The sequence below is a fragment of the Streptomyces sp. NPDC005202 genome (assembly GCF_040608235.1).
In the GTDB taxonomy this organism is placed as follows: Bacteria; Actinomycetota; Actinomycetes; order Streptomycetales; family Streptomycetaceae; genus Streptomyces.
Window position 1 is genome coordinate 13082 of record NZ_JBEXHW010000021.1, and the last position, 26055, is coordinate 39136.

26 protein-coding genes, 1 tRNA gene and 3 pseudogenes are annotated in these 26055 nt (G+C 71.3%); 19 read left to right on the plus strand and 11 right to left on the minus strand.

The genetic code is table 11. The annotated features are described in order from the left end of the window. Positions 1-211: 211 nt before the first annotated feature. The 3 genes and pseudogenes from ABZV31_RS25575 to ABZV31_RS25585 all read left to right on the plus strand — a co-directional run bounded on the left by ABZV31_RS25575 (position 212) and on the right by ABZV31_RS25585 (position 1561). Positions 212-885: pseudogene (locus tag ABZV31_RS25575) on the plus strand (HdeD family acid-resistance protein). Positions 886-1004: 119 nt separating this feature from the next. Beyond that, positions 1005-1358 carry a hypothetical protein gene (locus ABZV31_RS25580; protein WP_355898090.1) on the plus strand — a complete coding sequence of 118 codons (354 nt, stop codon included), beginning with the start codon at positions 1005-1007 and terminating at the stop codon, positions 1356-1358. A gap of 56 nt (positions 1359-1414) precedes the next feature. Beyond that, the gene (locus tag ABZV31_RS25585) at positions 1415-1561 is read left to right on the plus strand and encodes a hypothetical protein (protein ID WP_355898092.1); all 147 of its coding nucleotides are present in this window, start codon (positions 1415-1417) and stop codon (positions 1559-1561) included. Positions 1562-1592: 31 nt separating this feature from the next. On the opposite strand, the gene ABZV31_RS25590 is transcribed toward ABZV31_RS25585, so the two are convergent. Continuing rightward, entirely contained in the window at positions 1593-3251 is a 1659-nt protein-coding gene (locus ABZV31_RS25590) for a helicase HerA-like domain-containing protein (RefSeq protein WP_355898095.1), read from the minus strand. A 105-nt stretch (positions 3252-3356) separates the two neighbouring features. Between ABZV31_RS25590 and ABZV31_RS25595 the strand changes: the two genes are divergently transcribed. After that, complete coding sequence (locus ABZV31_RS25595) at positions 3357-3653, plus strand: type II toxin-antitoxin system VapB family antitoxin (RefSeq protein WP_355898098.1); 297 nt, start codon at positions 3357-3359, stop codon at positions 3651-3653. Positions 3654-3835: 182 nt separating this feature from the next. Next, positions 3836-4438 (plus strand): LytR C-terminal domain-containing protein, encoded by a 603-nt coding sequence (locus ABZV31_RS25600; RefSeq protein WP_355898293.1) that lies wholly within the window; start codon positions 3836-3838, stop codon positions 4436-4438. A 106-nt stretch (positions 4439-4544) separates the two neighbouring features. On the opposite strand, the gene upp is transcribed toward ABZV31_RS25600, so the two are convergent. Next, the gene (gene upp / locus ABZV31_RS25605) at positions 4545-5180 is read right to left on the minus strand and encodes a uracil phosphoribosyltransferase (protein WP_355898101.1); all 636 of its coding nucleotides are present in this window, start codon (positions 5178-5180) and stop codon (positions 4545-4547) included. Positions 5181-5330: 150 nt separating this feature from the next. Between upp and ABZV31_RS25610 the strand changes: the two genes are divergently transcribed. The 9 genes from ABZV31_RS25610 to ABZV31_RS25650 all read left to right on the plus strand — a co-directional run bounded on the left by ABZV31_RS25610 (position 5331) and on the right by ABZV31_RS25650 (position 10683). Beyond that, complete coding sequence (locus ABZV31_RS25610; protein WP_355898104.1) at positions 5331-5543, plus strand: hypothetical protein; 213 nt, start codon at positions 5331-5333, stop codon at positions 5541-5543. Between the two features lie 289 nt (positions 5544-5832). Then, on the plus strand, positions 5833-6369 hold the full coding sequence (locus tag ABZV31_RS25615; protein WP_355898296.1) for a hypothetical protein: 537 nt from the start codon (positions 5833-5835) through the stop codon (positions 6367-6369). Positions 6370-6425: 56 nt separating this feature from the next. After that, positions 6426-6857, plus strand: a complete 432-nt coding sequence (tadA, locus tag ABZV31_RS25620; RefSeq protein ID WP_355898107.1) for a tRNA adenosine(34) deaminase TadA — start codon at positions 6426-6428, stop codon at positions 6855-6857. A gap of 66 nt (positions 6858-6923) precedes the next feature. After that, positions 6924-7008: transfer RNA gene (locus tag ABZV31_RS25625), tRNA-Ser, on the plus strand. Positions 7009-7090: 82 nt separating this feature from the next. Further along, positions 7091-7270 (plus strand): hypothetical protein, encoded by a 180-nt coding sequence (locus ABZV31_RS25630; protein ID WP_355898110.1) that lies wholly within the window; start codon positions 7091-7093, stop codon positions 7268-7270. Continuing rightward, positions 7267-7560, plus strand: a complete 294-nt coding sequence (locus ABZV31_RS25635; RefSeq protein WP_355898112.1) for a Dabb family protein — start codon at positions 7267-7269, stop codon at positions 7558-7560. The genes ABZV31_RS25630 and ABZV31_RS25635 overlap by 4 nt, the downstream gene beginning before the upstream one ends. Before the next feature lie 146 nt (positions 7561-7706). After that, positions 7707-8579, plus strand: a complete 873-nt coding sequence (locus tag ABZV31_RS25640; protein WP_355898115.1) for an RNA polymerase sigma factor SigF — start codon at positions 7707-7709, stop codon at positions 8577-8579. A gap of 247 nt (positions 8580-8826) precedes the next feature. Next, positions 8827-9729 (plus strand): RNA polymerase sigma factor SigF, encoded by a 903-nt coding sequence (locus ABZV31_RS25645; protein ID WP_355898118.1) that lies wholly within the window; start codon positions 8827-8829, stop codon positions 9727-9729. A gap of 654 nt (positions 9730-10383) precedes the next feature. After that, positions 10384-10683 carry a hypothetical protein gene (locus ABZV31_RS25650; RefSeq protein WP_355898121.1) on the plus strand — a complete coding sequence of 100 codons (300 nt, stop codon included), beginning with the start codon at positions 10384-10386 and terminating at the stop codon, positions 10681-10683. Positions 10684-10692: 9 nt separating this feature from the next. On the opposite strand, the gene ABZV31_RS25655 is transcribed toward ABZV31_RS25650, so the two are convergent. Further along, positions 10693-10887, minus strand: a complete 195-nt coding sequence (locus ABZV31_RS25655) for a hypothetical protein (protein WP_355898124.1) — start codon at positions 10885-10887, stop codon at positions 10693-10695. 338 nt (positions 10888-11225) lie between these two features. Here ABZV31_RS25655 and ABZV31_RS25660 point away from each other — a divergent pair, with 338 nt between their 5' ends. The 3 genes from ABZV31_RS25660 (at position 11226) to ABZV31_RS25670 (ending at position 15244) form a co-directional block, all read left to right on the plus strand. After that, complete coding sequence (locus tag ABZV31_RS25660) at positions 11226-11720, plus strand: MarR family transcriptional regulator (RefSeq protein ID WP_355898127.1); 495 nt, start codon at positions 11226-11228, stop codon at positions 11718-11720. Between the two features lie 38 nt (positions 11721-11758). After that, on the plus strand, positions 11759-14317 hold the full coding sequence (locus ABZV31_RS25665) for an MFS transporter (RefSeq protein WP_355898130.1): 2559 nt from the start codon (positions 11759-11761) through the stop codon (positions 14315-14317). Between the two features lie 105 nt (positions 14318-14422). Beyond that, positions 14423-15244, plus strand: a complete 822-nt coding sequence (locus ABZV31_RS25670) for a YceI family protein (protein WP_355898133.1) — start codon at positions 14423-14425, stop codon at positions 15242-15244. Positions 15245-15374: 130 nt separating this feature from the next. On the opposite strand, the gene ABZV31_RS25675 is transcribed toward ABZV31_RS25670, so the two are convergent. Both ABZV31_RS25675 and ABZV31_RS25680 read right to left on the minus strand, forming a co-directional pair. Continuing rightward, positions 15375-15959: a GAF domain-containing protein gene (locus tag ABZV31_RS25675; RefSeq protein ID WP_355898136.1), complete on the minus strand. Its 585-nt coding sequence runs from the start codon at positions 15957-15959 to the stop codon at positions 15375-15377. A 43-nt stretch (positions 15960-16002) separates the two neighbouring features. Continuing rightward, positions 16003-16143: pseudogene (locus ABZV31_RS25680) on the minus strand (ANTAR domain-containing protein); the annotation flags it as partial. 10 nt (positions 16144-16153) lie between these two features. On the opposite strand from ABZV31_RS25680, the pseudogene ABZV31_RS25685 reads away from it, so the two are divergent. Both ABZV31_RS25685 and ABZV31_RS25690 read left to right on the plus strand, forming a co-directional pair. Then, positions 16154-16264: pseudogene (locus ABZV31_RS25685) on the plus strand (anti-anti-sigma factor); the annotation flags it as partial. Between the two features lie 68 nt (positions 16265-16332). Next, a complete protein-coding gene (locus ABZV31_RS25690; protein WP_355898138.1) occupies positions 16333-16809 on the plus strand; it encodes a PPOX class F420-dependent oxidoreductase in 477 nt (158 codons plus the stop codon). On the opposite strand, the gene ABZV31_RS25695 is transcribed toward ABZV31_RS25690, so the two are convergent. From ABZV31_RS25695 to ABZV31_RS25720, 6 genes are all read right to left on the minus strand, one after another. Continuing rightward, positions 16791-17582 carry a TetR/AcrR family transcriptional regulator C-terminal domain-containing protein gene (locus tag ABZV31_RS25695; protein ID WP_355898140.1) on the minus strand — a complete coding sequence of 264 codons (792 nt, stop codon included), beginning with the start codon at positions 17580-17582 and terminating at the stop codon, positions 16791-16793. The two genes, ABZV31_RS25690 and ABZV31_RS25695, sit on opposite strands and share 19 nt — an antisense overlap. 118 nt (positions 17583-17700) lie before the next feature. Continuing rightward, a complete protein-coding gene (locus tag ABZV31_RS25700) occupies positions 17701-19215 on the minus strand; it encodes an MFS transporter (RefSeq protein ID WP_355898143.1) in 1515 nt (504 codons plus the stop codon). A gap of 177 nt (positions 19216-19392) precedes the next feature. Next, entirely contained in the window at positions 19393-21765 is a 2373-nt protein-coding gene (locus ABZV31_RS25705) for a glycosyltransferase family 39 protein (RefSeq protein WP_355898146.1), read from the minus strand. Next, the gene (locus ABZV31_RS25710; RefSeq protein WP_355898148.1) at positions 21762-23312 is read right to left on the minus strand and encodes a bifunctional glycosyltransferase family 2/GtrA family protein; all 1551 of its coding nucleotides are present in this window, start codon (positions 23310-23312) and stop codon (positions 21762-21764) included. Before ABZV31_RS25710 ends, ABZV31_RS25705 begins: the two co-directional genes overlap by 4 nt. Before the next feature lie 14 nt (positions 23313-23326). Further along, positions 23327-24979: a HAMP domain-containing sensor histidine kinase gene (locus ABZV31_RS25715; protein ID WP_355898151.1), complete on the minus strand. Its 1653-nt coding sequence runs from the start codon at positions 24977-24979 to the stop codon at positions 23327-23329. Continuing rightward, positions 24976-25716, minus strand: coding sequence for a response regulator transcription factor (locus ABZV31_RS25720; protein ID WP_150134013.1), 741 nt, complete (start codon positions 25714-25716; stop codon positions 24976-24978). The genes ABZV31_RS25715 and ABZV31_RS25720 overlap by 4 nt, the downstream gene beginning before the upstream one ends. Positions 25717-26055: the final 339 nt, after the last annotated feature.

A 26055-nucleotide genomic window follows, 5' to 3' on the forward strand; every position in this document is an offset into this window, starting at 1 on the left:
CGCTGACACAGGAAGGCTGCCCCGACGCCCCTGAGGCAGGCAGGCTCCCCCGACTTCCCTGACACAGGAAGGCTGCCCCGACGCCCCTGAGGCAGGCAGGCTCCCCCGACTTCCCTGACACAGGAAGGCTGCCCCGACGCCCCTGAGGCAGGCGTCAGCCGAGTGGCCCGTCCCCGGTGGCGGCATGCGCGCGTCCGCTCCCAGCATGGACCTGACCGAGCCACCGAGTTCCGGCCCCTGGGAGCCGGAGTACGACGACCGTCGCGTCCACGCCGCGCGGGACCCGCACGCCCCGCCGTCCTGGCACGACGAGCGGCCCCTGGAAGGACCGCTGCACGTCCCCTCCCGCGCCGCCCGGAACAGGCCGTCCTGGTCGCGGGGGTCGCCTCCCTGATCCTGGGCGTCCTGGTGCTGCTCTGGCCGGGTGCCTCCCTGCTCGCCGCCGGCGTCCTCTGCGGCCTCTACCTCCTCGTCAGCGGCGTGCTCCAGCTGGTCTCCGCCTTCGGCACCCACAGGACGACCTCGCTGCGCGTGCTGGCCTTCGCCAGTGGTGCCCTGTCCATCCTGCTGGGCCTTTTCTGCTTCCGCGGCGCCATGCAGTCGATCCTGCTGCTCGCGCTGTGGATCGGCATCGGCTGGCTGATCCGCGGGATCACGCAGACGCTGGCCGCCGTCCACGACCGGACGGCGCCCGCGCGCGGCTGGCAGATCTTCCTCGGCATCCTGACCTTCATCGCGGGCATCGTCCTGATCGACTCGCCGCTGCAGTCGGTCACCGTGCTCGCCCTGCTCGCCGGCTGGTGGCTGGTGGTGGTCGGCGTCATCGAGATCGTCACGGCCTTCCGCATCCGCGGCCGCGCCGAAGAGCTCCCCCGCACGCCGTGAACGGCGCCCGCCTCCGCCCCTGCCGGTACTCCGTACGAGCCCCCTCCCAGTACGCCGTGCGAGTGGTTCTCACGGTCGGCGCGAGGAACGGCGTACGTCCCGCGGGGAGGTGACCCGACGTGAGCACCGCACCGCACGCCCGTCGCGCCGCGCGGCGGAGCGCCTGCCTGCGGGTGCTCGTCCTGCTGCTCGCCCTGCTGGTGCAGGGCGAGCACGCCGAGGCGCACGCGGCGCCCGTGGTGGCGGTGGCCGGCGAGACGGGCGAGACCGGCGGTACGGCCGCCGAGCAGGACGTCATCGACGCGGCCCTACGGCCCCCGGCGCGGCACGGCGAGCGTGCCGTCGTACGCCTGCGGCCCGCCCCCCTGACCGACCCGGCGCCCGCGCGGGCGGAGGACCACCGCCCCGCCCCCGTGCCGCCGCACCCTCCGTACCGCCTGCACGCGCTGCGCTCCGTGGTCCTGCGTTGCTGAGCGGACCGGCCCTTCCCTCCGGTCCATCAGCCAGCACGACGCAAGGAACCACAGTCATGCCCAGTGACCCGTACGCGGTCCTGCGCGCCCTCCTGCGCGCCGAGGCCGTCCGCAGCATCCGCAGGCCGCACGTGAAGGACCCCCACCAGCCCGAGCCGCGCGAGCAGCGGCCGCCCGCGCCGGAGGAACGGGAACGCGGCTGAACCGGAGCCGGGCGCCCCGGCGGCGTCCGGCTCACCGCCTCCTGCGGGCCGTACCGAACAGGGAGCGGGTGATCTCCCGGCCGATCTGGGTGCCCACGGACCGGGCCAGGGACTTGAACACGCCGCTGCCGACGACCTGCTCGACGACGGACGGCTCCTCCCTGGGCTCCCGCTCCCTCGCCCTGGGCTCCGGCTCCCTCGCCCTGGGCTCCCGCTCCCCGGCCCTGGGCGCCCGGCCGCCCTTGCGCTCCGGGGTTGCCGCCTCCTCGGCGCGGGCCGCCTGCTCGGCCTGCGCGGCCGTGAGCTTCTCGTACGCCGACTCGCGGTCCACAGCCTGTGCATAACGTCCGTGGAGCGGCGAGGCCCGCACCGCCCGCTCCAGGGCGTCGCCGTCGACCGGGCCCATCAGGGACTCCGGCGCCCGCAGCCGGGTCGCCGCGACCGGTGTCGGGGCGCCCTTCTCGCTCAGCACCGTCACCACGGCCTCGCCGGTGCCCAGGCCGGTGAGGACCTCCTCCAGGTCGTACGCCGAGTTCGGGAAGGTCTTCACCGTGGCCCTGAGGGCCTTGTCGTCGTCGGGCGTGAAGGCGCGCAGGGCGTGCTGGATCCGGTTGCCGAGCTGGCCGAGGACGTCGCTGGGGACGTCCTTGGGTGTCTGCGTGACGAAGAAGGCGCCGACACCTTTCGAGCGAATCAGCCGTACGGTCTGCGTGAGGGAGTCCAGGAACGCCTTGGACGCGTCCTTGAACAGCAGGTGCGCCTCGTCGAAGAAGAACACCAGCTTCGGCTTGTCGACGTCCCCGACCTCCGGCAGGTCGTGGAAGAGGTCGGCGAGCAGCCACATCAGGAAGGTCGAGAACAGCTGGGGTTTGTCCTGGACGGCGGGCAGTTCGAGGACGGAGACGATCCCGCGCCCGTCGGGGGCCGTGCGCAGGAACTCGCCCGTGTCGAACTCCGGCTCCCCGAAGAAGTCCGCCATGCCCTGCGCCTCGAAGGCCGTGAGGGAACGGAGGATCACGCCGGCGGTGGCCGAGGACAGGCCGCCGATGTTCTTCAGCTCCGGCCTGCCCTCGTCGGAGGTCAGGAAGGCGACGACCGCCCTGAGGTCCTTGAGGTCGATCAGCTCCAGGCCCTTGGTGTCGGCGTAGTGGAAGATCAGGCCGAGGGACTGCTCCTGGGTCTGGTTGAGCTGGAGCACCTTGGACAGCAGCACCGGGCCGAAGCTGGTGACGGTGGCCCGCACCGGGATGCCGTGGCCCATGCCGCCCAGGGCGTAGAACTCGGCGGGGAAGCCGGTCGGCGTCCACTGCTGGTGGACCTCGGCGGCCCGGGACCGGGTCCTGTGGTTCGACGCGCCCGGCGCCGAGATGCCGGAGAGGTCGCCCTTGATGTCGGCGAGGAACACGGGCACGCCCTGCGCCGAGAGCTGCTCGGCGATCAGCTGGAGCGTCTTGGTCTTGCCGGTGCCGGTGGCGCCCGCGACCAGGCCGTGGCGGTTGAGCATGGGCAGCGGGATGCGGATCTGCACGTCGGGCAGGCAGCGGCCGTCCCATATCAGGGCGCCCAGGTCCAGGGCGGGTCCGGCGAAGGCGTATCCGGAGGCGATCTCCAGGGCCTCCCGCGGGAGCGCCGGGGCGCTGCCCCGTGCCTCGGGGGCGGTGGCCGGAGGCACGGTCTCGCTGTCACTCATCTCAAGCCCCTGTTTCCGATTCGCACCGGTTTGCCGCGACATTTCCAGCGTCGCACTCCGTCGCCGAGGCTGCGCCCGGAACGTCTTGCCCGGTAGGCTTTCCGTGTGATCTTCAAGCGCATCGGAAACGGCCGGCCGTACCCCGACCACGGCCGGGAAAGCACCCGGCAGTGGTCGGACGTCGCGCCGCGCCCGGTCCGCCTCGATCAGCTCGTGACCACCAAGCAGCAGCTCGACCTGGAGACACTGCTGGCCGAGGACTCGACGTTCTACGGCGACCTCTTCGCGCACGTCGTGAAGTGGCAGGGCGATCTGTACCTCGAGGACGGCCTCCACCGCGCGGTGCGGGCGGCGCTCCAGCAGCGCCAGGTGCTGCACGCGCGCGTACTCGAGCTGGATTGAGACCCCCTTTTTTTGGGGCTCGCTTCGCCTCCGGGGCATTGAAGCCCCTTCGGCTCACTCGCCGAGCTGACCCGGGGTTTGGACCTTTCGGGTTCAGCTGAGCGCCATCCGATGATCATCTAGTAGGAATCGCCGCTCGGGCGCACTACGCTGCGCCCATGAGCATGCTGACTCCCCCCGGCATGGGCGGGCAGTACCGGATCACGGGCAACAAGTACCCGCGGATGCGCAGGCCCCGCCGGCGCGGCAGGCTCGTGTTCCTGGTCGTCGCCTCCGTCGCCGTGCTCGGTGTGACCGGCTGGGGCACGCTGCAGCTCATCGACGTCTTCACCGGCGGCAAGAAGGCCTCGGCGGCCGGCAAGGCGGACTGCCCGACCACGACCAAAGCGAGCCCCGCGGCCCGGGCGCTGCCCAAGCCGGGCCAGATCACCGTCAACGTCCTGAACGCCACGCCCCGCGGCGGCCTGGCCAAGCAGACTGCGGACGAGCTGAAGAAGCGCGGCTTCCGCATCGGCCAAGTGGGCAACGCGACCAAGGAGTTCGACAAGAAGATCAAGGGCACCGGGATACTCCTCGGCCCCGCCTCGTCCCTGAACACCTCGCTGCCCGTGCTCGCCACCCAGCTCGCCGCCGCCGAGCGCCGCACGGACACCCGCAAGGGCAGCGACGTCGACCTGATCATCGGCAACGGCTTCAAGGAGCTGACGAAGCGGGCGGACGCCGACAAGGCGCTGGCCGAGCTGACCACGCCGAAGTCGACGCCCACCACGAAGAAGGGCTGCTAGGCGGGCGAGGAGGGTTGCCGAGCCGCCGAAGAAGGGCGCCGATCCACTGAAAGCGGGCTGGTGAGCCGCCGTACCACCCGGTGGACCGGCGGCTGCGCGCAGGCGGTTACTCGGCGGGCCCGTACATCCGGTCGCCCGCGTCCCCGAGGCCCGGCACGATGTAGCCGTGCTCGTTGAGGCGCTCGTCGACCGACGCCGTCACGACCGTCACCGGGGTGCCCGCCAGCTCCCGCTCCATGACCTCGATGCCCTCCGGGGCGGCAAGCAGCACGACCGCGGTCACGTCGTCCGCGCCGCGCTTGATCAGCTCCTGGATCGCCGCGACCAGCGTGCCGCCGGTGGCCAGCATCGGGTCGAGGACGTAGACCTGGCGGCCGGAGAGGTCCTCCGGCATGCGCGTGGCGTACGTGGAGGCCTGCAGCGTCTCCTCGTTGCGGATCATGCCGAGGAAACCCACCTCGGCGGTCGGCAGCAGCCGCACCATGCCGTCCAGCATGCCGAGGCCGGCCCGCAGGATCGGCACCACCAGCGGGCGCGGGTGGGAAAGCTTGACGCCGGTGGTCCGCGCGACCGGCGTGGTGATGTCGACCTGTTCGGTGCGCACGTCCCGCGTGGCCTCGTAGGCGAGCAGGGTGACCAGTTCGTCGGCGAGCCGGCGGAAGGTCGCGGAGTCGGTGCGCTGGTCGCGCAGTGTGGTGAGCTTGTGGGCGACCAGGGGGTGGTCGACGACATGGAGACGCATGTGCCAACAGTAACCGGGCGCCGAGTGCGCCCGTCCGCCTCCCGCCGCCGCCCCGGCCGCACGGGCGCCGCGCTCTCCGCCGTGCACTCTTCTGGCGTCAAACCCCCCGTCCGAGGGAAAGTGGGAGGGAGGGACTGGGGTGGTGAACCAATGCCTGACCGGGAATCCCGCGAGGATCCGTCGCCGCGCGATCAGCCGGAGACGGCGGACATACCGGAGACGGACACCGAGCGCCGCAGGCGCCGGGCCCGGTTCCTGCGCGAACTCGCCGAGGCACGCGAGCTGCGCGACCGCGTACAGCCCCGCCGTGCCAAATCCGCCCGACTGCGGCACGCGATGCGCATGCGCACGTTCCGCTGGTAGGAACAACGGGGGAAGATCCGCACCCCGCGCGGACGTTCCGGAGGTGGACGTGCGTGGACGCTGGGAAAAGCCGCGTACGATCCGCAGGTGGCGGCAACGGGCGCGCTGGCGAGTCCTTTGCGGACGTGCGATCAAAACTGCCAGACACAGGGAGCCGAAGACGTCCCCTCAACGCCTTGTTTCTGCCACGATTCCGAGTGGGTGGGGCTTGGAGCCCAGCTCTCTCCGCCCAGAACCTCCGCCGGGGGGACCCCCAACCGGCACGCCTATGACCAGTGGGAGAGTCACGGTGTACTTCGCCGCACTGCTCGCGCGCACCGAAGACGGGTGGGAAGCGAGCGACACAGAGCTCGACGATGTGGAGACGCTGTCCGACCTGGCCGACCTGGCCCGGGAAGCCTCGGCCGAGGACGACACGGTGCTCGTCCTGATCGAGCAGGAGGACGCGTGGTTCGGCGTTGTCCGCGTGGACGGCGAGGACGACCCTCGTATCTACGTCTCGGACGCCGCCGCCGCTGCCCGCAGTTCGTACGGCGAGATCCTGCTCACCGACGAACTGCTCGGAAGGGAGCCCGGCGACGACGGGCCCGACCTGGACTCCCTCGACCTCGACGGCACGGAGGACGGTGAGCCGGCGTACGCCGAGGACGACGAGGAGGAGACCGGTTCCGCCGAAGCCATCACGCACAGCCCGCTCGGCGACGGCGAGATCCTCGACGACCTGGGCGTCAGCGAGAAGGAGCTGCGCGCCCTGGACGCGGAGGACGCGCTGAACGCCATCGCCGAGGCCCTGGGCGCCTCGGAGGTGCTGGAGACCGTCCGCTGACCGCGCCGGAGGCGGGCAGGACGCCGGACCCGGTACGCGACCGCTGGCGGGCCGCGATGCGGCTCGCCCTGGACGAGGCCGAGCAGGCCGTCCGGGGCGGGGACGTCCCCGTCGGCGCGGTCGTGCTGTCCGGCGACGGTACGACCGTGCTCGCGACCGGGCACAACGAGCGCGAGGCGACCGGCGACCCGACGGCACACGCGGAGGTCCTCGCCATCCGGCGGGCCGCCGCGAAGGCCGGCCAGTGGCGGCTTTCGGGCTGCACGCTCGTGGTCACGCTGGAGCCGTGCACGATGTGCGCGGGTGCCATCGTGCTCTCCCGCGTGGACCGCGTGGTCTACGGCGCCCGCGACGAGAAGGCGGGGGCCGCCGGCTCCCTGTGGGACGTCGTACGGGACCGGCGGCTCAACCACCGTCCCGAAGTGATCGAGGGCGTGCTCGCCGACGAGTGCGCCCGGCTGCTCACCGACTTCTTCCGCACCCGCTGAGTCCTGAGCCGGGGCGCCGGGAAACGGATTTCAAACCACGGCCCACCTTGTTGTAGGGTCTCCCTCGGTAGCGTGTCCGAGCGGCCGAAGGAGCTCGCCTCGAAAGCGAGTGTGGCGCAAGTCACCGAGGGTTCAAATCCCTCCGCTACCGCTGGAGAAGGGCCCCGCCTGGCGGCGGGGCCCTTCGTGCGATCAGCAGCGTTCGGGGCGATTCAGTGACAGGGGAGGCCGCGATGGCGGTGAACGCCAAGAAGATCGCCGTTTACGTGCTCGTGGTCTTTGCGCTCTACGTGATCATCACGGACCCGGCCAAGGCCGCGGACTACGTCCAGATAGGGTTCGAGGGCATATCGGACGCCGCCAAGGCCATGGGCGACTTCATGACATGGGTCGCCAACGGAGGAAAGTCATGATCCGCCATCTGGTCCTCTTCCAGCTCAACGAAGGCGTCGAGCGCGACGACCCGCGCGTCACCAAGGGCGTCGAGGCCTTCCGCACCCTGGACGGCAAGATCCCCGAGATCCGCTTCTGGGAATGCGCCTGGAACATCAGCGACCGCCCCAATGCCTACGACTTCGCGATCAACTCGGCGTTCGACGACCCGGCCGCGCTGCGGCGCTACGTGGAGCACCCGGAGCACCAGGCGGGCGTCGCACTGTGGCGGGAGTTCGCCACGTGGGTGATCGCCGACTACGAGTTCTGAGCCGTACGGCCGTACCGGCCACACGCTCGGCCCCGCACCGCATCGGTGCGGGGCCGATCTGCGTCGTATGCCCTAATTCAAGCCTCAACACGTGCATATGCGGTGCTTGAACACGATGGACCTGTCTTGTGATGCTATGACCGCTTTTGACGGATGAGTTGATCGACAAAGAGGTGGCGTTGACCGTGTCGGCCAGTACTGCGCCGCCCCAGGAAGAGGCTCCCGCTCAGGCCCCGGCCCCAGCCCCGGAGAAGCGTCGCGGCGCCGACACCCGGGCGCTCACCCAGGTGCTCTTCACTGAACTGAAGGAGCTCGAGCCGGGCACGCCGGAGCACGCCCGCGTGCGCGGGGCGCTCATCGAGGCCAACCTCCCGCTCGTGCGCTACGCGGCCGCCCGCTTCCGCTCCCGCAACGAGCCGATGGAGGACGTCGTCCAGGTCGGCACCATCGGGCTCATCAACGCCATCGACCGCTTCGACCCGGACCGCGGCGTGCAGTTCCCGACCTTCGCGATGCCGACGGTGGTCGGCGAGATCAAGCGGTACTTCCGCGACAACGTCCGTACCGTCCACGTACCCCGCCGGCTGCACGAGCTGTGGGTGCAGGTCAACAGCGCGACCGAGGATCTGACGACCTCCTTCGGGCGCTCCCCGACGACTGCGGAGATCGCCGAGCGGCTGCGCATCACCGAGGACGAAGTGCTCTCCTGCATCGAGGCGGGGCGGTCGTACCACGCGACCTCGCTGGAGGCGGCCCAGGAGGGTGACGGGCTGCCCGGCCTGCTGGACCGGCTCGGCTACGAGGACCCGGCCCTGGACGGCGTGGAGCACCGCGATCTGGTCCGGCATCTCCTCGTCCAGCTCCCCGAACGGGAACAGAGAATCCTGCTGCTGCGCTACTACAGCAATCTCACCCAGTCGCAGATCAGTGCGGAACTCGGTGTCTCACAGATGCATGTCTCGCGGCTACTCGCGCGTAGCTTTCAGCGGCTGCGATCCGCAAACAGGATCGATGCGTAACCAGCACGAGCGAATCGCTCACCAGGGCGGATCCCGACATCTGAACGCCGAAAGAGCGGTAGACCCCTTCTTTCCAGGGCGGATTCGCGTCTTGCATGTCGACATGTCACTACAGCGTGTTGCCGACATGTGACATTCTGCGGGAAGCGCGTTTGCCGCGGCTTCGGCTCCGGTATTCAGGTGAAGGCTGCGTTCTCCTCGTCAGAGAGCGTCGGCCGCGACCGTCCCGCGACCCAAAGGGGGTGGCATGTCCGCAGATCAGGGCAGCTCGAAGGTGCTCACGCTCACGAAGAGCGAGGCCCCTTCCAAGGCGCTCGAGCCGCTCGACGCCCTCGACGACGTTGCGGCCCTCGAGGCCGCTCCCACCCTGGCCCTTCCGGCCTCGGAAGCCATCGACACCCGCACCCTGTCCCGCTCCCTGTTCCTGCGGCTCGCCGCACTCGACGAGGACAGCCCCGAGCGCACCTACGTCCGGGACACCCTGATCGAGCTCAACCTCCCCCTGGTCCGCTACGCGGCCGCCCGCTTCCGCTCGCGCAACGAGCCGATGGAGGACATCGTCCAGGTCGGCACCATCGGCCTGATCAAGGCGATCGACCGCTTCGACTGCGAACGGGGCGTGGAGTTCCCGACGTTCGCGATGCCGACGGTCGTCGGCGAGATCAAGCGGTTCTTCCGGGACACGTCGTGGTCGGTGCGGGTGCCCAGGCGCCTGCAGGAGCTGCGGCTCGCCCTCACCAAGGCCGGCGACGAGCTCTCCCAGAAGCTCGACCGCTCCCCGACGGTCACCGAACTCGCCGCCGTACTGGGCGTGTCCGAGGAGGACGTGGTCGACGGCCTCGCGGTCGGCAACGCCTACACCGCGTCCTCGCTGGACTCGCCGGCCCCCGAGGACGACGGCGGCGAGGGCTCGCTGGCGGACCGCCTCGGCTACGAGGACTCGGCGCTGGAAGGCGTCGAGTACCGGGAGTCGCTCAAGCCCCTGCTGGCCAAGCTCCCACCCCGCGAAAGGCGGATCATCATGCTCCGCTTCTTCGCCAACATGACCCAGTCGCAGATCGGCGAGGAGGTCGGCATCTCCCAGATGCACGTCTCCCGGTTGCTGACCCGGACGCTGGCGCAGCTGCGGGAGGGGCTCATCTCCGACTGACACCTTCCTATTTGACGGGGCGTCAGCCACCATGGCGCGATGCTTCGATCATGGACGACATGGGTGACACCGACTCGTGGCCGCTGAGGCGCCGTTGTGGTTGCGTCGGCGGCTGTCGTCTGTCTGGGCGGGGGCCTGGCCGCGTGCGGGAGCGGGGGCGGGGGCGGGGGCGGCGGGTACGTCGCGGTCGGGGCGGCCGGGGGATCACCTCGGGTGTCCGGTACCGCGGCGGGGCCGACGGGGGATGTGACGTGGGTGCCGCTGGACGGGAACGGCGAGGGCACGTCCCCTGACGGGGGCGGAAATGCGGCAGCCGGGTCGACGGGCGGAACGGCCGCGGGGACGCACGGCGGGAGCGGCGGGCCGGGCGACGCGGCGGGCGGCTCACCGGGCGCCGCATCTTCGCGCGGAGCTTCTTTTCCGAACGGCGGAGCTGCGGGTGGCGGCGCTTCGACCGGTGGGCGCCCTTCGAGCGCCGGCGCCTCGGGTGGCGAAGCTTCGGGTGGTAGCACTTCGGGTGGTAGCACCCCGGGTGGTAGCACCCCGGGTGGCAGCACTTCGGGCGGCGGTGACAAGGCCGGTCGTACGCCCGCGAATTCCCCGTCACCGTCCGCGTCACCGTCCGCGTCGGCCTCCGCGCACGGCGGGCCCGCCGTGCTGAGCTGGGGCGAGCCCGCGCGGAAGGCCACGGACAAGCGGTGGTGCGAGAAGGTGACCGTCGCCTTCTACAACTCCGGCGGCGCCCCGGTGCGTGCGGGCATGGTGACCCTCGGGACGCACATCATCGGCGCGCTCGGGATCGACTGGGCGACCGTCGAGTCGGCCGAGGAACTTCCGGCGCCGGTCGGTGCCGGCGCACGGAAGGACGGGACCTGGACGGTGTGCGTCGACGCGTGGCGCGTGCCGTTGGGCATGCACGTCGAGACGCGGGACGTCTCGGTCCGGTGGAGGTAGCGGTCGGCCTTACTTGAGCGCCAGCCAGGCGACGGCCGCGACGATCACCACGGCGGCGACGACGCCGACGATCAGGCCGATACGCGGGCCGGAGGAGGCCTGCTGCTGCCTGCCCCGGGGAGCCGCCTCGTCGACGAACGCGCGGAACATCTGGGTGCTGCCGGCGGGGTCGTAGTTGCCCTGGGGGCCCTGGGTGTTAGCCATGGCCCGAGACCCTAGCGAAAACGTGGGGACTGCCCAAGCCGGGGTCCGGTTGACGCCCTCGTTCACGGCACCCGGCGCTGGTGCGGGCCTCGCTGGGGGCTGCCGCCCGCGGACCCCCGCTTCGGCCTGAACGGCCTCGTCCTCACGCGCGGGACGGGCTGAGTTCTGCCGACCGGCGCCCATCAGTGATCGCCGGCAGTCGCGGACCCGCATCACCTGCAAGTTTACGCTTGTAATACTTGCCTTTGTCAAGGTTTTACCCCACCGCACCCCGATTTGTTTGCCTGCAGCAACCAACCCACCTATGGTTGCCCTAAGCAACGAATGCGGGAGGTGTGATGGCCGAGCAGGCGCAGTACGAAGAACTGGCGCGTCAGCTCAGTGCCTTCGGGGCCGTGAAAAGGGACATGGGGCGGATCCTGCCGCCCGAGTGTCCGGCCGGCTCCGCCGCCGTGCTGACGCTGCTCGGCCGCCACGGCGACATGCGCATGAGCAAGCTCGCCGAGCTGCTCGCCGTGGACATGTCGGTCACCAGCCGCCATGTCGCGCACGTCGCCGCACGCGGCTGGATCGATCGGTCCCCCGACCCGGCGGACAAGCGCTCACGCATCCTGCGCCTCACGGCCGCGGGCCGGACCCAGCTCGACGAGCTGTCCCGGCGGACCACCCACCTGCTCGCCGACCGGCTGAGCGACTGGACCGACGAGGAGGTCGGCCAGCTCATCCGGCTCATGACGCGCCTGCGCGCCGACTTCGGCGACTGCCGGTCCGTCCCGCCCCGGCTCCCCGCACCCGCAGTCGAAGAGACCACCCGTACACCCGCAAGCACGTAAGAACCCGTACACCCGCAAGCACGTAAGAAAGGAAGCCCATGGCAACGACCACACCAGCCGGTGTGCGGGCTCACGCCAAGCACGGGGGAGGCTCCTCCGGCGGCGTTCCGATGACGCACCGGCAGATCATGGAGGCGCTTTCCGGGCTGCTGCTCGGCATGTTCGTGGCGATCCTGTCGTCCACGATCGTCTCCAATGCCCTGCCGAAGATCATCGGCGACCTCGGTGGCGGCCAGTCCGCCTACACCTGGGTGGTCACCGCCGCCCTGCTGTCGATGACCGCGGCCACTCCCCTGTGGGGCAAGCTCGCCGACCTGTACAACAAGAAGGTTCTCGTCCAGATAGCCCTCGTCATCTTCGTCGTCGCCTCGGCGGCGGCAGGGCTGTCGCAGAACCCCGGCATGCTGATCGTGTGCCGTGTGATCCAGGGCATCGGTACCGGCGGTCTGTCCGCCCTGGCGCAGATCGTCATGGCCGCGATGATCTCCCCGCGCGAGCGCGGCCGGTACTCCGGCTACCTCGGCGCCACGTTCGCCGTCGCCACCGTCGGCGGTCCGCTGCTCGGCGGTGTCATCACCGACACCTCGTGGCTGGGCTGGCGCTGGTGCTTCTACGTCGGCGTGCCCTTCGCCGTGATCGCGCTGATCGTGCTGCAGAAGACCCTGCACCTGCCCGTCGTGAAGCGGGAGGTGAAGGTCGACTGGGGCGGCGCCTTCTTCATCTCCGCCGCCGTCTCGCTGCTGCTGATCTGGGTCACCTTCGCCGGTGACAAGTACGACTGGGTGTCGTGGCAGACGTACACGATGGTCGGCGGCTCGATCGTGCTCGGTGCGCTGTTCGTCCTGGTGGAGTCCAAGGCGAGCGAGCCGATCATCCCGCTGCGGCTGTTCCGCAACCGCACCATCACCCTGGCGTCGCTCGCGTCGCTCTTCGTGGGCATCGCGATGTTCAGCGGCACGGTGTTCTTCAGCCAGTACTTCCAGCTGGCCCGCGACAAGTCCCCGACGATGTCGGGTGTCATGACGATCCCGATGATCGGCGGCCTGTTCGTCTCCTCGACCGTCTCCGGTCAGTTCATCACCCGCACCGGCCGCTGGAAGGGCTGGCTGGTCAGCGGTGGCGTGCTGGTGACAGCCGGCCTGGGCCTGCTGGGCACCATCCGGTACGACACGGACTACTGGAAGATGGCCGTCTTCATGGCCCTGCTGGGTCTCGGCGTCGGCATGATGATGCAGAACCTGGTGCTGTGCACGCAGAACCAGGTGTCGCCCTCCGACCTCGGCTCGGCCAGTTCCACGGTCACCTTCTTCCGTTCCCTCGGCGGTGCGGTCGGCGTCTCCGCGCTCGGCGCGGTGCTGGCCCACCGGATCACCGACTACGTCAAGGACGGCCTGACCGGCCTCAGCCCCAAGTACGCCGCCGCCCTGTCCGGCTCCGGCTCCGCCAACAGCAGCATCCCGGACATGGACAAGCTGCCGGCCCCGCTGCGCACGGTCATGGAGAACGCCTACGGCCACGGCATCGCCGACGTCTTCCTGATCGCCGGGTGCCTGGCCGCCGTCGCCTTCCTGATCAGCCTGTTCATCAAGGAGGTCCCGCTGAAGACGAAGGGCGCGCTGGCGCAGGCCGCCGAGGGCGGGGCCGCTCCGGTGGACCCGGCCGCCGCTCCGGCCGCCGCGGAGGCCCAGGCCCCCGCCGCCGAGGCCGGCGTCCCGGCCGAGGAGAAGGTGCCCAGCTGGGCCGCCACCTCCACCACCGAGGCCGGTCCCGAGGGCACGCAGCGGCTCGCGGCCGTCGCGACCGCGGCGCCCGGTGAGGCCGCTGCCGGCGCCGGCGGCGGGATCCCGGTGCGCGGCTTCGTCCGCGGCGCCGAGAGCGCGCCCGTGCCGCAGGCCGCCGTCACGCTGATCTCGCTGGCGGGCCGCCAGCTGGGCCGGTCGGTCGCGCAGGCCGACGGCGCCTACGCGGTGGACGCGCCGGGCGCGGGGTCGTACGTCCTGATCGCCTCCGCCGACGGCTACCAGCCGCAGGCGTCCACGATCGTCGTGAACGGCGAGCCGGTCTCGTACGACATCCTGCTCAGCGGCACCAGCGGCCTGGCCGGTGTGGTGAAGGCCGCCGAGACCGGGCTGCCGGTCAAGGACGCGATGGTGATCGTCACCGACGTGCGCGGGGACCTGCTGGCCACCGGGACCACCGGTGAGCAGGGCGAGTTCTCCTTCGCCGAGTTGGTGCCGGGCGCCGTGACCGTCGCGGTGAACGCCGACGGGTACCGGCCGCGGGCGCTGCCGGTCGAGGTGAGCGGCACCGGGGTCACCCGGGTCGAGGTCGACCTCGACGCCGGCGCCCAGCTCCAGGGCGTCGTCCGCGCCCCGCACGGGCCCCTCGCCGACGCCCGCGTGACGCTGGTCGACGCGGCGGGCAACGTGGTCGGCACGGCCACCACCGGCGCGGACGGGGCGTACGCCTTCACCGACCTCAACAGCGGCGAGTACACCGTCATCGCGACGGGCTACCCGCCGGTGGCGACGGCCCTGACGGTCACCGGCCGCGGCGTCGACGACCACGACATCGAACTCGCCCACCCGAGCGAGTAGTTCAACCCCGGCCCGTGGCGGCGGCGCGCTCCGAGCGGAGGTGCGCCGCCGCCATGGGCCGGACTCTTTACGACCACTTTGCAAGGCTTTCAGGGAGAAAACGGGATGGGACTGACCGCGAGGATCCGCACCCGGGACGGATGGGCCGTGTCGCACGCGGTCGTCACGGTGACCGACATGACGGGCACGCAGGTGCTGCGGGCCGAGGCCGACCAGGAGGGCGTCGTCCGCGACGCGACCGCGCTGGCGCCGGGTGCGTACACGGTCATCGTCACCGCCATCGGCTACGCTCCCGCCGCCTCCAGCGCGATCGTCACCGCGAGCGGCCGGGCGGAGATCGGCACCGTGACCCTGTCCCGGCAGGGCGGCACCGAGCTGCCGCCGCCGGGACCGTGGACCATCGACCCGGCGCACTCCTCGGTGGCCGCTGTCGCCCAGCACCTGGGCATCTCCAGCGTGCACGGCCGGTTCACGGAGTTCGGGGGGACGATCGAGATCGCGCCGGACGACGTCAGCAAGTCCCGTGTGGAGGCGGTGATCCGCGCCGACTCGATCGACACCGGCAACCGCATGCGGGACGGGCACCTGAAGTCCCCCGACTTCCTCGACGTCGACGCCTATCCCCAGATCACCTACCGCTCCACCGGCCTGACGGCCGCCGGCTCGGACCGCTGGACCGTCCACGGCGAGCTGGGCATGCACGGCGTCGTCCGCCCGGTCGACCTGGACCTCGCCTACCTCGGCACCGGCGCCGACCCGTGGGGCGGCACCCGGGCCGCCTTCCGCGCGACGACGGAACTGCGCCGGGAGGACTTCGCCATGAACTACAACCAGGTCGTCCAGGCGGGCATCGCGGCCATCGGTACGACGCTGAAGGTGGAGCTGGACATCCAGGCCGTGCAGGGCGAGTCGCTACCGGCCGCGTGAGGGCGGACGGCCGTCGCCCGCCACCCGGGACACCAGGTGGGTGGCCAGGTCCCGCAGTGTGATGTTCGTCTCCTGCGCCAGACGGCGCAGGCGTTCAGGGACATCCGGGCGTTGACGCGCTCCTGCGCCATCAGGATGCCGATCGCCTGGTCGATGACGCTGCGGGAGAGCAGGGCCGTGCGCACGTCGGGTACCGCGGCGCGCTCGCGTTCGACGCGCAGGGCGACGTTGATCGCGTCCGTGGCCCGCGCCGCGAAGCTACGGGCCGCCTCCCGGCCCGTGCCCAGCACCCCGCGCTGAAGGCCGTAGAAACCCCGCGCTGAAGGCCGTAGAAGTTGATCGCGGCGCCCGTCTCGCCCTCGACGGCGAGCGGCAGCGCCAGCGTGCAGCGGACGCCGACGGAGAGCGCGTACTTCGTGTACGCGGGCCAGCGCCTCTCGGCGGCCAGGTCCGAAGCGTACTGCTCGGTGCCCGTCTCGGCGGCCGCCACGCAGGGGCCGGTGCCGTTCTCGTACTGGCGCAGGTCCAGGCCGCTCGGCAGGCCACCGCTGCCCGCCAGGGTCATCAGCCGGTCGGCGCGGCGGACGGTGATGCTGCAGGCGGCGGCGCCGGGCTCGGCCTCGACGGCGCGGTCGGTCAGATCCCGCAGCAGAGTGTCGAGACTGCCGCTGCGTGCGATCACCTGTTCCAGCGGGTAGGGCGTCTCGGGGTTCATGCAGCTGCTCTTGTCCCCGTATCGCCGATCAACTCCCCGCCCTTCATGTGGCGTTGTTCGCATAGACGACGCGGCGGGCAAGATCCCCCAGCTTGATGTTCTCCCGCTGCGAGGCGCGCACCAGCCTGTCGAAGGCCTCCGCCGCGTCGATGTTCAGGCGCTCCATGAGGATCCCCGTGGCCTGCCGGGCCGAGCTACGGGTGGTGGTGACACCGCTCGGCGTCCCGAGCCGCGTCCTGGAGGTGACCGGGGTGCGGCGGGACGTGCCCGTGTACGACCACCTGGCGGAGGCGCTGGAGTCCTGAGTGAGCCGCGCGGTGGTAGGCACGGCAGGGTCACTCCCCGCGGGGCCCCGGGCCTCTAGGCTGCGGGCATGGCACCGAACATCGCGACCAACACCCGCGTATCGCTCGACGAGTTGCTGGACTTCGTACGACCCCGCCACCGCGCCCTGCTGCTGACCCGCCGTGCCGACGGCAGCCCCCAGGCGTCGCCGCTGACCTGCGGGGTGGACGACTCGGGGCGGATCGTGGTCTCCACCTACCCGGAGCGGGCCAAAACGCGCAACGCCAGGCGGGACCCCCGGGTGAGCGTCGTCGTGCTGAGCGACGACTGGAACGGGCCGTGGGTGCAGATCGACGGCACGGCCGAGGTCGTCGACGCGCCGGACTCCGTGGAACCGCTCGTGGAGTACTACCGCAACATCGCCGGCGAGCACCCGGACTGGGACGAGTACCGCGCGGCCATGGTCAAACAGGGCAAGTCGATCATCCGGATCACACCGGAGCGGTGGGGGCCGGTGGCGACGGGCGGATTCCCGGCGCGGCTGGTTCAGGACGAGGAGGGCTGATCCGCCCCGGCCCGCTGCACCATCGCCTCGATCCCCGCCACCAGCAGCTCCAGGGCGAAGGTGAAGTCGCGGTCCAGCATCTCCTGGACCGTGTCGCCGCCACGGGCCGCCATGAGGTTCGCGGATTCCTGCAGGACCTCGGCGGCGTCCGGGGCCTGCGTGGCCGCACTCATGGCGTGCCGGAAGTAGTCGTCCGGGGCCATCCCGGCGTCGGCGCAGCGGGCGATGAAGTGGCCCTCGATCGTGCCGTAGCCGTAGACGAACTGGAAGACCGCGGAGATCGCGCCTGTCAGACCGTGCTCGGGCAGCCCGGTCCGGCGGATGACGCGCTGCACCGTGCCCGAGAAGGCGAGCGAGTTCGGGCCGATGTTGAGGAAGGTCCCGGCGAGCGGCGACAGCCAGGGGTGGCGCACCAGCAGCGCCCGGTACTCGGTGGCGAGCCGACGCAGCTGGTCGCGCCAGTCCTCGTCGGCGTCCGGGTCGGGCAGCCGCAGTTCGCCGAAGGCGGCGTCCAGGGCGAGCTCGAGGAGGTCGTCCTTGGTGTCGACGTACCAGTAGACGGACATCGCCGTGACGTTCAACTCGGCGGCGAGCCGGCGCATGGAGAACTTGGCCAGCCCCTCGGCGTCCAGCAGCCGCACCGTGGCCTCGGTGATCCGGTCCCGGTCCAGCCCCGACGGCTGCCCGCTGCCGCGCCCGCCCCGGCGCGCCTTGCCCTCCAGCCAGACGCTGGTCCGCGCCGCGCCCTTGGCCCGCTGGGCTGCCTTCACCATGGCGCACCTTCCTCGACTTTCCGACGCCGGTCACTAGGCGCCCCTCAAGGGGCGCGGGGAACTGCGCGACCAGCCACAATGGGTCCGCAGCCGCACGACGAGCCTGCGAACCGAGCCCTCAGGCTGCTCCCATCCCCGAGTCTGCCCGTTCCGCCCTGCGCAGCAACGCCGCCGCGACCAGCCCACCGAGCAGCACGGCGACCGCCCCCACCAGCTGGCTCGTCTCCAAGCCGGAGGAGAAGGCGTCGGTCACCTGTTTCTCCTCCTTCGCCGAGCCCGCCGCAGCCAACGCCGCCGGCAGCGAACTCGCGGCCACCGGAGCCAGCGCGGCGAAACGGGAGTTGAGGATGGCGCCGAGCACGGCGACGCCCAGACCGTTGCCGAACTCCGCCAGCGTGCCGTTGACGCCCGCGCCGACCCCCGCCCTGGCCGGCGGGATCGCGGTCATGATGGCGTGCGCCATGGCCGGGTTGGCGACAGCGCAGCCGCCGCCGATCAGGAGCAGACCGAGCAGCGTGCCCGTATAGCCGTGCTCGGCCAGCGTCGCGATCGACACCAGGCCCGCCGACATCAGCACCATGCCCAGCGCGATCGACAGCGGTGTGCCGAGCCGTGCCGTCCACTTCGCCGCGAGCCCCGAGAAGTTCAGCGCCACGACCGCAAGGGCCAGCGGCGCCGTGCGCAGACCGGCCTCCAGGGGGGCGTACCCGAGCACGAACTGCAGGTGCTGGGTGAGCAGGAACAGTGCGCCGCCCATGCCGAAGGTGATCAGCACCGCCCCGGCGACCGCGCCCGTGAAGCGGCGATTGCGGAAGAACTGCATGTCGAGCATGGGGTACGCGATCCGGCTCTCGTACACCGCGAACCCGGCCAGCACCACGATCGCGACGACCGCCGTGACCAGCACCCTCGCCGAGGTCCAGCCGTGCTCGGGGCCCGAGATGATCGCGTAGACCAGCGAGGCCATGCCGATCGTGGACAGCAGCGCGCCGAGCAGGTCGGGACGGTCGCCCTGGGGGTTCCTGGACTCGGGGACCAGGGCCATGACCGCGGCCAGGCCCAGCGCCGCGACCGGCAGGTTGATCAGGAAGATCGCGCCCCACCAGAAGTGGTTCAGCATGAAGCCGCCGATCAGCGGGCCGGCCGCGAAGCCCAGCACGTTGACCGCGCTCCAGATGCCGATGGCCTTCGGATGCTCGTCCGGCGTGAAGATCTGCAGGGCCACGGCGAGCGTGGTGGTCAGCAGCAGCGCCCCGCCGACGCCCATGCCGGCGCGGGCGGCGATCAACTGGGCGGTGGAGTCGGCGAGCCCCGCGACCAGCGAGCCGACGCCGAACAGAGCCAGCCCCGCGACCAGCATCTTCTTGCGGCCGTAGCGGTCGGCGGCGCTGCCCGCCATGAGCAGCAGACCGGACTGCACCAGCGAGTACGCGTTGATCATCCACTGGATGTCGGAGGTGGCCGCGTCCAGCTCGCCAGTGAGCGAGGGGATCGCGACGTTCAGGACGGTGTTGTCGAGCAGCACGGTGAGCTGCGCGAGGCAGATGACACCGAGGATCAGCCAGCGCTGGGGGTGGCCCTGGGCCTGAGCCTGGGGCTGGGCAGAGGTGTGCTCCTGGGAGGTCGTGGACATGTTGTACACCGTAGAACACTTCCTATACGCCGTATAACGCCATGTCCCGTCGCGTCCGTCGCGTCCGTCGCCACGTCGCACCCATCGCACCCGTCGCGCCCGTCGCACCGGTGCAGAAAAAGGCGGTGGCCCGAGGCTGGAGCGCCCCGGGCCACCGTCCGCTGCTTCCGTGACGCGTCAGCTGCTGCTGCTCGTCTTCTGCGTGAGGTCGTAGAAGGTGGCCGAACCGGCCGTGACCTTCTTGAAGTTCTTCTCGACCCACGAGGTGATCTGCGAGGCGGTGCTGTTGCTGGTGCCGCCCATGCCGCCGCCGCCCATACCACCGCCGGCGATGAAGTAGTGGATCTTCCCTTCGGCCACGTACTTCTGGAACTGGGCCGGCGTCGGGGACGGGTCGGTGCCGTTGAAGCCGCCGATCGCCATCACCGGGTCGCCGGTGGCGAGCTGGTAGCCGGCCGCGTTCTGGGAGCCGATGGACGCGGCGACCCAGGTGTACTGGGACGCGTCCTTCTCCAGCAGCTTCCTGGCCGCCGAGCTGACGTTGGCGCCGTGGAGCAGACCGCCGGCGCCACCGGCGCCGCGCATGCGGCCGCCGTCGCCCGTCTGACCACCGCCGGGGAAGCCGTTGCCGTTCTGCTGGCCCTGGCCCTGAGCATTGCCGTTGCCGTTCTGGCCCGGAAGTCCGCCGCCGGGGAAGCCGCCGGTGCCGCCGCCCGGGATGCCGTTGCCCTGCTGGCCTTGGCCCTGGGTGTTCCCGTTGCCGTTCTGCTGGTTCTGGCCGTTCTGGCCGTTCCGGCCGTTCCGGCCGTTCTGGCCGGGCATGCCGCCGCCGAAGCCGCCGCGCATGCCGCCACCGCCGGGGCCGCCGCCCCGGCCGCCGAAGCCCATCATGCTCGCGCCCGCCGGGCCGGCCGTCGGGATGGAGCCGGTGTGCGCGGAGTTCACGGTGCTCAGCGTGTACGCCGTCGGACCGGCCAGAGAGGCGACGATGCCCGCAGCGACCGCGGCGATCGCGAGCTGCCGGCCCAGCCGGGCCGCGAAGATCAGGCCGAGCGCGGCGGCCAGGCCGCCCACGAGGACCAGCCACTTCAGCCAGGGCAGGTAGTCCGGAGTGCGGTTGAGCAGGACGTATCCCCACACCGCGGTCGCCGTGACGGCGGCGGCGAGGCTGAGCGACGCCCACAGCCTGGACCGCTCCTCCCACAGGACCGTGACACCCATGCCGACGACGGCGGCGATGTAGGGCGCGAGGGCGACCGTGTAGTACTGGTGGAAGATGCCTGCCATGTAACTGAAGACGACCGCGGTCATCAGCAGCGAGCCGCCCCAGGCGAGGAAGGAGCCGCGGGTCAGGTCGGTGCGCTTGGCCTTTCGGGTCAGGACGAGGCCCGCAACCAGCAGGATCAGCGCGGCGGGGAGCAGCCAGGAGATCTGGCTGCCGACCTCGGAGTTGAACATGCGGTCCCAGCCGGTCTCCCCCCACCGGCCGGTGCCGTTGCCGCCCCTGCCACCGCCGCCGACGCTCCCTGTCTCGTCGCCGTTGATGCGGCCGAGGCCGTTGTAGCCGAAGGTCAGCTCCAGGAAGCTGTTGTTCTGCGAGCCGCCGATGTACGGCCGCGAGGAGGCGGGCCACAGTTCGACGACGGCGACCCACCAGCCGCCGGAGACGACCAGCGCGACCGTCGCGAGCGCCAGCTGCGCGAGCCGCTTCTTCAGCTTCACCGGCGCGCAGACGCCGTACACGAGAGCCAGGGCCGGCAGGATCAGGAAGGCCTGCAGGGTCTTCGTCAGGAAGGCGAAGCCGACCGCGACGCCCGCCCACACCAGCCACTTGGTGCGGCCGTCCTCCAGGCCGCGGATCACGAAGTGGATGGTGAGCGCCATCAGCAGCGCGAGCAACGCGTCGGGGTTGTTGAACCGGAACATCAGCGCCGCGACGGGGGTGAGCGCGAGCACCGCGCCCGCGATCAGACCGGCCGCGGGGCTGAACCGGCGGCGCACGGCCGCGTACACCACGGCGACCGTGAGGACGCCCATGACGACCTCGGGAACCAGGATCGCCCACGAGTTGAGGCCGAAGATCCTGACCGACAGCTCCATCGGCCACAGCGAGGCCGGGGGCTTGTCGACGGTGATGGCGTTGCCCGCGTCCAGCGAGCCGAAGAAGAACGCCTTCCAGGACTTGCTGCCCGCCTGGACGGCCGCTGAGTAGAAGGAGTTGGCGTAGCCGGAGGCGCTCAGGTTGTAGAGGTGGAGCAGGCCGGTCGCCAGCAGCAGGCCGAGGAACGCGGGGCGGGCCCAGCGCGGGTCCTCGGGACGGCCGCGCCACAGGCGGCGCGCGAAGGGCTGCTTCGGCTCGCCGGCTCCGGGCGCGGGAGCCGACGCCGCGGCCGCGGCGCGCGCCGCGGCCGCGGGCTGCTGCGGGAGAGCGGTCGGTGCAGCCGTCGGCGAAACGGCCAGGGGAGCGGTGGGGGGCGGCCCCCAGGAGGACGGCCCCGCACCCCCCTCCTGGGGCGTCCGGTCGTGGTCAGTGTTCCTTACGTCGGTCATCGGGAGTCCCTCGGATCGGTGTCGTGCGGACGCACCGGCTGCAGTTGCACGGTCGCGTCCCCCCAGGTGCGGTCCGCGGCGTCACCGGCGCGGAAAGGGTCGGTGTCGTACGGCGCGTACTCGGTGTCGTACGGCGCGTACGAGGATCGGGGCGCCGGGGTGTGCGGGGTGCCGTTGCCGTGGTGCGCCTCCGGGCGCTGGGGCAGCGGGGTGTACTGCTGGTACGGGCCGGACTGCGGGTACGGCTGTGTGGTGTACGTCGGCGAGGACGGGCCGGGGGAGGCGGCGACCACGGTCGAGCCCTGGTCGCGCCGGTCCGGGAAGACCCAGGCCCGGAAGAGCAGGAAGCGCAGCACGGTCGCCGCGAGGTTGGCGGCCACCAGAACGGCGAGCTCCGTGGAGTGCGCCGGGTTGCTGGTCGCCGCGTTCAGGGCGGCCAGGGAGCCGCTGGTCAGCGCGAGGCCGATACCGAAGACGACCAGGCCCTGCGCCTGGTGGCGGACGGCGCCGCCGTGGCCGCGCACCCCGAAGGTCAGGCGCCGGTTGGCGGCGGTGTTGGCGATCGCCGAGACCAGCAGGGCGAGCGCGTTGGCGATCTGCGAGCCCGAGAACTGCCGGAAGACGCTGTAGAGCACCAGGTAGAAGAGGGTCGACAGAGCGCCGACCACGCAGAACCCGACGAGCTGGCGGGCCAGCCCCTTGGGCACGTCCTGGATGTCCCGGTCGCGCGGGTCGTCACCGAAGGGGCGGGTGAGCCGGTCCAGCGGCAGCGAACCGGTGGCCAGGGCCTTGCCCACGCGCCACACCCCCTTGAGGTCCTCGGTCGCCGTCTTCACGATGTGCACCGTCGAGTCCGGGTCGTCGACCCAGTCGACCGGCACCTCGTGGATCCTGAGGCCGGCCCGCTCGGCGAGCACCAGCATCTCGGTGTCGAAAAACCAGCCGGTGTCCTCCACCAGCGGCAGCAGCAGCTGGGCGACGTCACGACGGATCGCCTTGAATCCGCACTGCGCGTCCGAGAAGCGGGCCTGGAGCGAGCCGCGGAGGATCAGGTTGTAGGAGCGCGAGATGAACTCCCGCTTGGCGCCCCGCACCACGCGCGAGCTGCGGGCCAGCCGGGAGCCGATCGCCAGGTCGGAGTGACCGGAGATCAGCGGCGCCACCAGCGGCAGCAGCGCGTTGAGGTCGGTGGACAGGTCGACATCCATGTACGCGAGGATCGGGGCGTCCGAGGCGGACCAGACGGTCCGCAGCGCCCGGCCGCGGCCCTTCTGCTCCAGCCGGAAGGACCGCACTTCCGCGATCTCCGCCGCCAGCCGCGCCGCCACCTGCGGGGTGGTGTCCGTGGACGCGTTGTCCGCGATCGTGATGCGGAACGCGTACGGGAAGGTACGCGTGAGGTGCTCGTGCAGTCTGAGCACACATGGCTGGAGGTCCTTCTCCTCGTTGTAGACGGGGATCACTACGTCCAGGACAGGCGTACCGGCGTCTCCGGCCGGGAGGTGCTCCCGCGCCGGCAGGGTGCCGGGAGAAGAGTCGGTTCGCATGGAACCGACTCTTCTCAAGCGCCCTGTCGTGCCCGTGTGATGACGCTGTGCTGTGCCTGTGAGTGCGGTGCCTGTGAGTGCGGTGCCTGTGAGTGCGAATGCCAGCTCGTTTCGGGCGCGGGCTGCGGCACGGCGCGCGGGAGCGCGGGCAGATGCACGGTGAACACGGTCCGCCCCGGGACGCTGTCCACGGTCACGGCACCGCCGTGCGCGGTCGCCACGGCCTGCACGATGGCGAGGCCCAGACCGGTCGAGCCCGTGGCGCGCGAGCGCGCCGAGTCGCCGCGCGCGAACCGTTCGAAGACGTGCGGCAGCAACTCGGGCGGGATGCCCTGGCCGTTGTCCTCGACGTCCACGCACAGCCACGGCCCGCGCCGCTGCACACGCGCGGTGACGGTCGTACCGGGTGGTGTGTGCGTGCGCGCGTTCGCCAGCAGGTTGACCAGCACCTGCTGCAGCCGGGCCGCGTCCGCGGAGACCAGCGCCGGTTCGTCGGGCAGGTCCAGCCGCCAGACGTGGTCCCGGCCGGCCGCGCGGGCGTCGCTGATGGTGTCCACGACGAGCGGTACGAGGTCGGTCTGCTCGAACTGCAGCGGCCGGCCGGCGTCCAGGCGGGCGAGCAGCAGCAGGTCCTCCACGAGCAGGGTCATGCGCCCGGCCTCGGACTCGATACGGCCAAGGGCGTGCCGGGTGTCCGGACCGACCTGTTCCCGTCCGCGGCGCGTGAGTTCGGCGTACCCGCGGATGGACGCCAGGGGTGTTCTCAGTTCATGGCTCGCGTCCGCGACGAACTGCCGTACCCGCATCTCGCTCTGCTGCCGGGCGTGCAGCGCGCCGTGGATGTGGTCGAGCATGCGGTTGAGGGCCGCGCCGACCTGGCCGACCTCGGTGTGCAGGTCGGTCTCCGACTCGGGGACGCGCTCGCTGAGGTTCACCTCTCCGGTGTGCAGGGGCAGTTCGGAGACCCGGGTGGCGGTCGCGGCGACCTTGCGCAGCGGGCGCAGGGCGACACCGACGATCGCGGCGCCCGCGAGCGAGGCGGCGATCAGGCCGGTGGCGGTGACGCTCACCTCGACGAGGATGAGGGTGTTGATGGTGCTGTTGACGTCGGTGGTCGGGATGGCCACGTAGTAGGTGCCGTTGGGACCGGTCACGTACTCGACGCGGTACCCGCCGAGGCCGGGGATGTCCACGGTGTGCTTACCGCGGTCCCGGGCGACGGAGTTGAGGGCGGCGATCTGGGCCTCGGTGAGCGACTTGGCGTTCATCTGCGGAACGTTGTTGTCGTCGTTGGCCTTCTTGCCGACCCTGGCGTCGATGACGGAGCCGTTCTCGACCTTCGCGGCGATCGTGCCCTGCGGCTGTGGGCCCCGGGTGACGAACTCGGTGAGGTCGACCTTCTTGCCCCGCTGCTGCTCGGGTACCCCGACGCCGTCCTTGTGGGCGTCGGGCGGCCGGAAACCGCCGGACGCCCGCGCCGCGACCTCGTTGAGCTGGCGGTCCAACTGCTCGTACAGATGCGACCGCAGCGCGAGCGTGGTCACGGTGCCGATCACCGCGCCCACCACGGCGATCAGCACCACGGACGCGACGACGAGCCGGGTCCGCAGGGTGCGCGGCTGTCCCGCTCGTCGCTTCTGCGGACGCGGCCGTCGTCGCCCGCTCATGACGCCGCGGGCTTGATCAGGTAACCGGCGCCGCGCCGGGTGTGGATCATCGGCTCGCGGCCGGCGTCGATCTTCCGCCGTAGGTAGGAGATGTACAGCTCGACGACATTGGCCTGCCCGCCGAAGTCGTAGGACCACACGCGGTCCAGGATCTGCGCCTTGCTGAGCACGCGCCGCGGGTTGCGCATGAGGAAGCGCAGCAGCTCGAACTCGGTGGCGGTCAGGTGGATGCTTTCCCCGGCCCGCGACACCTCGTGGCTGTCCTCGTCGAGGGTGAGGTCGCCGACCACCAGCACGGAGTCGGACCGGCGGTCGGCGGCACCGGAACGGCGGATCAGCCCGCGCAGCCGCGCCACGACTTCCTCCAGGCTGAACGGCTTGGTGACGTAGTCGTCCCCGCCGGCGGTGAGCCCGGCGATACGGTCCTCGACGGCATCCTTCGCGGTGAGGAAGAGGACGGGCACGTCGGGCAGCTCGCGGCGCAGGCGCCCCAGTACGGTGAGCCCGTCCATGTCGGGCAGCATCATGTCGAGGACGACGGCGTCCGGCCGGAACTCGCGCGCGGTCTGGATGGCTCCCTGCCCGTCCCCCGCGCTGCGAATCTGCCAGCCCTCGTAGCGCAGGGCCATGGACAGCAGTTCGGTGATCGACAGCTCGTCGTCCACCACAAGCACTCGGACGGGGCTCCCGTCCGGCCTCAGCAGTTCGGTGCGCCCCTGGGGCGAGGTCGTGGTCATGGCGGACACCTTGTCGGGATCCTCTGAGAGCACGCTTTCACCAATCTGTGATTTCCCTGAGAAACTCACAGGCGCCTCTCAGGGAACGCCTGGGAAGGGCTCGGGCTCCCGGGGGGCCGCCGCGGCGCGGAGGGGCGCTACGGGCCGACCGGGCGCCACGGGCCAGCGGGGCGCCAACGGCCCAGCAGGGCGCCGCAGGCCGACCCGGCGCCACGGCCCAGCGGGCCGCCAACGGCCCAGCAAGGCGCCGCAGGCCGACCCGGCGCCACGGCCCAGCGGGCCGCCAACGGCCCAGCAAGGCGCCGCAGGCCGACCCGGCGCCACGGCCCAGCGGGCCGC

What these genes read in the sequence shown, in the direction of transcription:
- ABZV31_RS25720 (WP_150134013.1), bottom strand. Translation starts at nt 25,716, where the DNA reads ATGACCACGACCTCGCCCCAGGGGCGCACCGAACTGCTGAGGCCGGAC.
- ABZV31_RS25660 (WP_355898127.1), top strand. Translation starts at nt 11,226, where the DNA reads ATGGCCGAGCAGGCGCAGTACGAAGAACTGGCGCGTCAGCTCAGTGCC.
- ABZV31_RS25590 (WP_355898095.1), bottom strand. Translation starts at nt 3,251, where the DNA reads ATGAGTGACAGCGAGACCGTGCCTCCGGCCACCGCCCCCGAGGCACGG.
- ABZV31_RS25710 (WP_355898148.1), bottom strand. Translation starts at nt 23,312, where the DNA reads ATGCGAACCGACTCTTCTCCCGGCACCCTGCCGGCGCGGGAGCACCTC.
- ABZV31_RS25600 (WP_355898293.1), top strand. Translation starts at nt 3,836, where the DNA reads ATGGGCGGGCAGTACCGGATCACGGGCAACAAGTACCCGCGGATGCGC.
- ABZV31_RS25655 (WP_355898124.1), bottom strand. Translation starts at nt 10,887, where the DNA reads ATGGCTAACACCCAGGGCCCCCAGGGCAACTACGACCCCGCCGGCAGC.
- upp (WP_355898101.1), bottom strand. Translation starts at nt 5,180, where the DNA reads ATGCGTCTCCATGTCGTCGACCACCCCCTGGTCGCCCACAAGCTCACC.
- ABZV31_RS25700 (WP_355898143.1), bottom strand. Translation starts at nt 19,215, where the DNA reads ATGTCCACGACCTCCCAGGAGCACACCTCTGCCCAGCCCCAGGCTCAG.
- ABZV31_RS25645 (WP_355898118.1), top strand. Translation starts at nt 8,827, where the DNA reads ATGTCCGCAGATCAGGGCAGCTCGAAGGTGCTCACGCTCACGAAGAGC.
- ABZV31_RS25610 (WP_355898104.1), top strand. Translation starts at nt 5,331, where the DNA reads ATGCCTGACCGGGAATCCCGCGAGGATCCGTCGCCGCGCGATCAGCCG.
- ABZV31_RS25715 (WP_355898151.1), bottom strand. Translation starts at nt 24,979, where the DNA reads ATGAGCGGGCGACGACGGCCGCGTCCGCAGAAGCGACGAGCGGGACAG.
- ABZV31_RS25670 (WP_355898133.1), top strand. Translation starts at nt 14,423, where the DNA reads ATGGGACTGACCGCGAGGATCCGCACCCGGGACGGATGGGCCGTGTCG.
- ABZV31_RS25695 (WP_355898140.1), bottom strand. Translation starts at nt 17,582, where the DNA reads ATGGTGAAGGCAGCCCAGCGGGCCAAGGGCGCGGCGCGGACCAGCGTC.
- ABZV31_RS25635 (WP_355898112.1), top strand. Translation starts at nt 7,267, where the DNA reads ATGATCCGCCATCTGGTCCTCTTCCAGCTCAACGAAGGCGTCGAGCGC.
- tadA (WP_355898107.1), top strand. Translation starts at nt 6,426, where the DNA reads ATGCGGCTCGCCCTGGACGAGGCCGAGCAGGCCGTCCGGGGCGGGGAC.
- ABZV31_RS25690 (WP_355898138.1), top strand. Translation starts at nt 16,333, where the DNA reads ATGGCACCGAACATCGCGACCAACACCCGCGTATCGCTCGACGAGTTG.
- ABZV31_RS25705 (WP_355898146.1), bottom strand. Translation starts at nt 21,765, where the DNA reads ATGACCGACGTAAGGAACACTGACCACGACCGGACGCCCCAGGAGGGG.
- ABZV31_RS25630 (WP_355898110.1), top strand. Translation starts at nt 7,091, where the DNA reads ATGGCGGTGAACGCCAAGAAGATCGCCGTTTACGTGCTCGTGGTCTTT.
- ABZV31_RS25665 (WP_355898130.1), top strand. Translation starts at nt 11,759, where the DNA reads ATGGCAACGACCACACCAGCCGGTGTGCGGGCTCACGCCAAGCACGGG.
- ABZV31_RS25675 (WP_355898136.1), bottom strand. Translation starts at nt 15,959, where the DNA reads ATGAACCCCGAGACGCCCTACCCGCTGGAACAGGTGATCGCACGCAGC.
- ABZV31_RS25585 (WP_355898092.1), top strand. Translation starts at nt 1,415, where the DNA reads ATGCCCAGTGACCCGTACGCGGTCCTGCGCGCCCTCCTGCGCGCCGAG.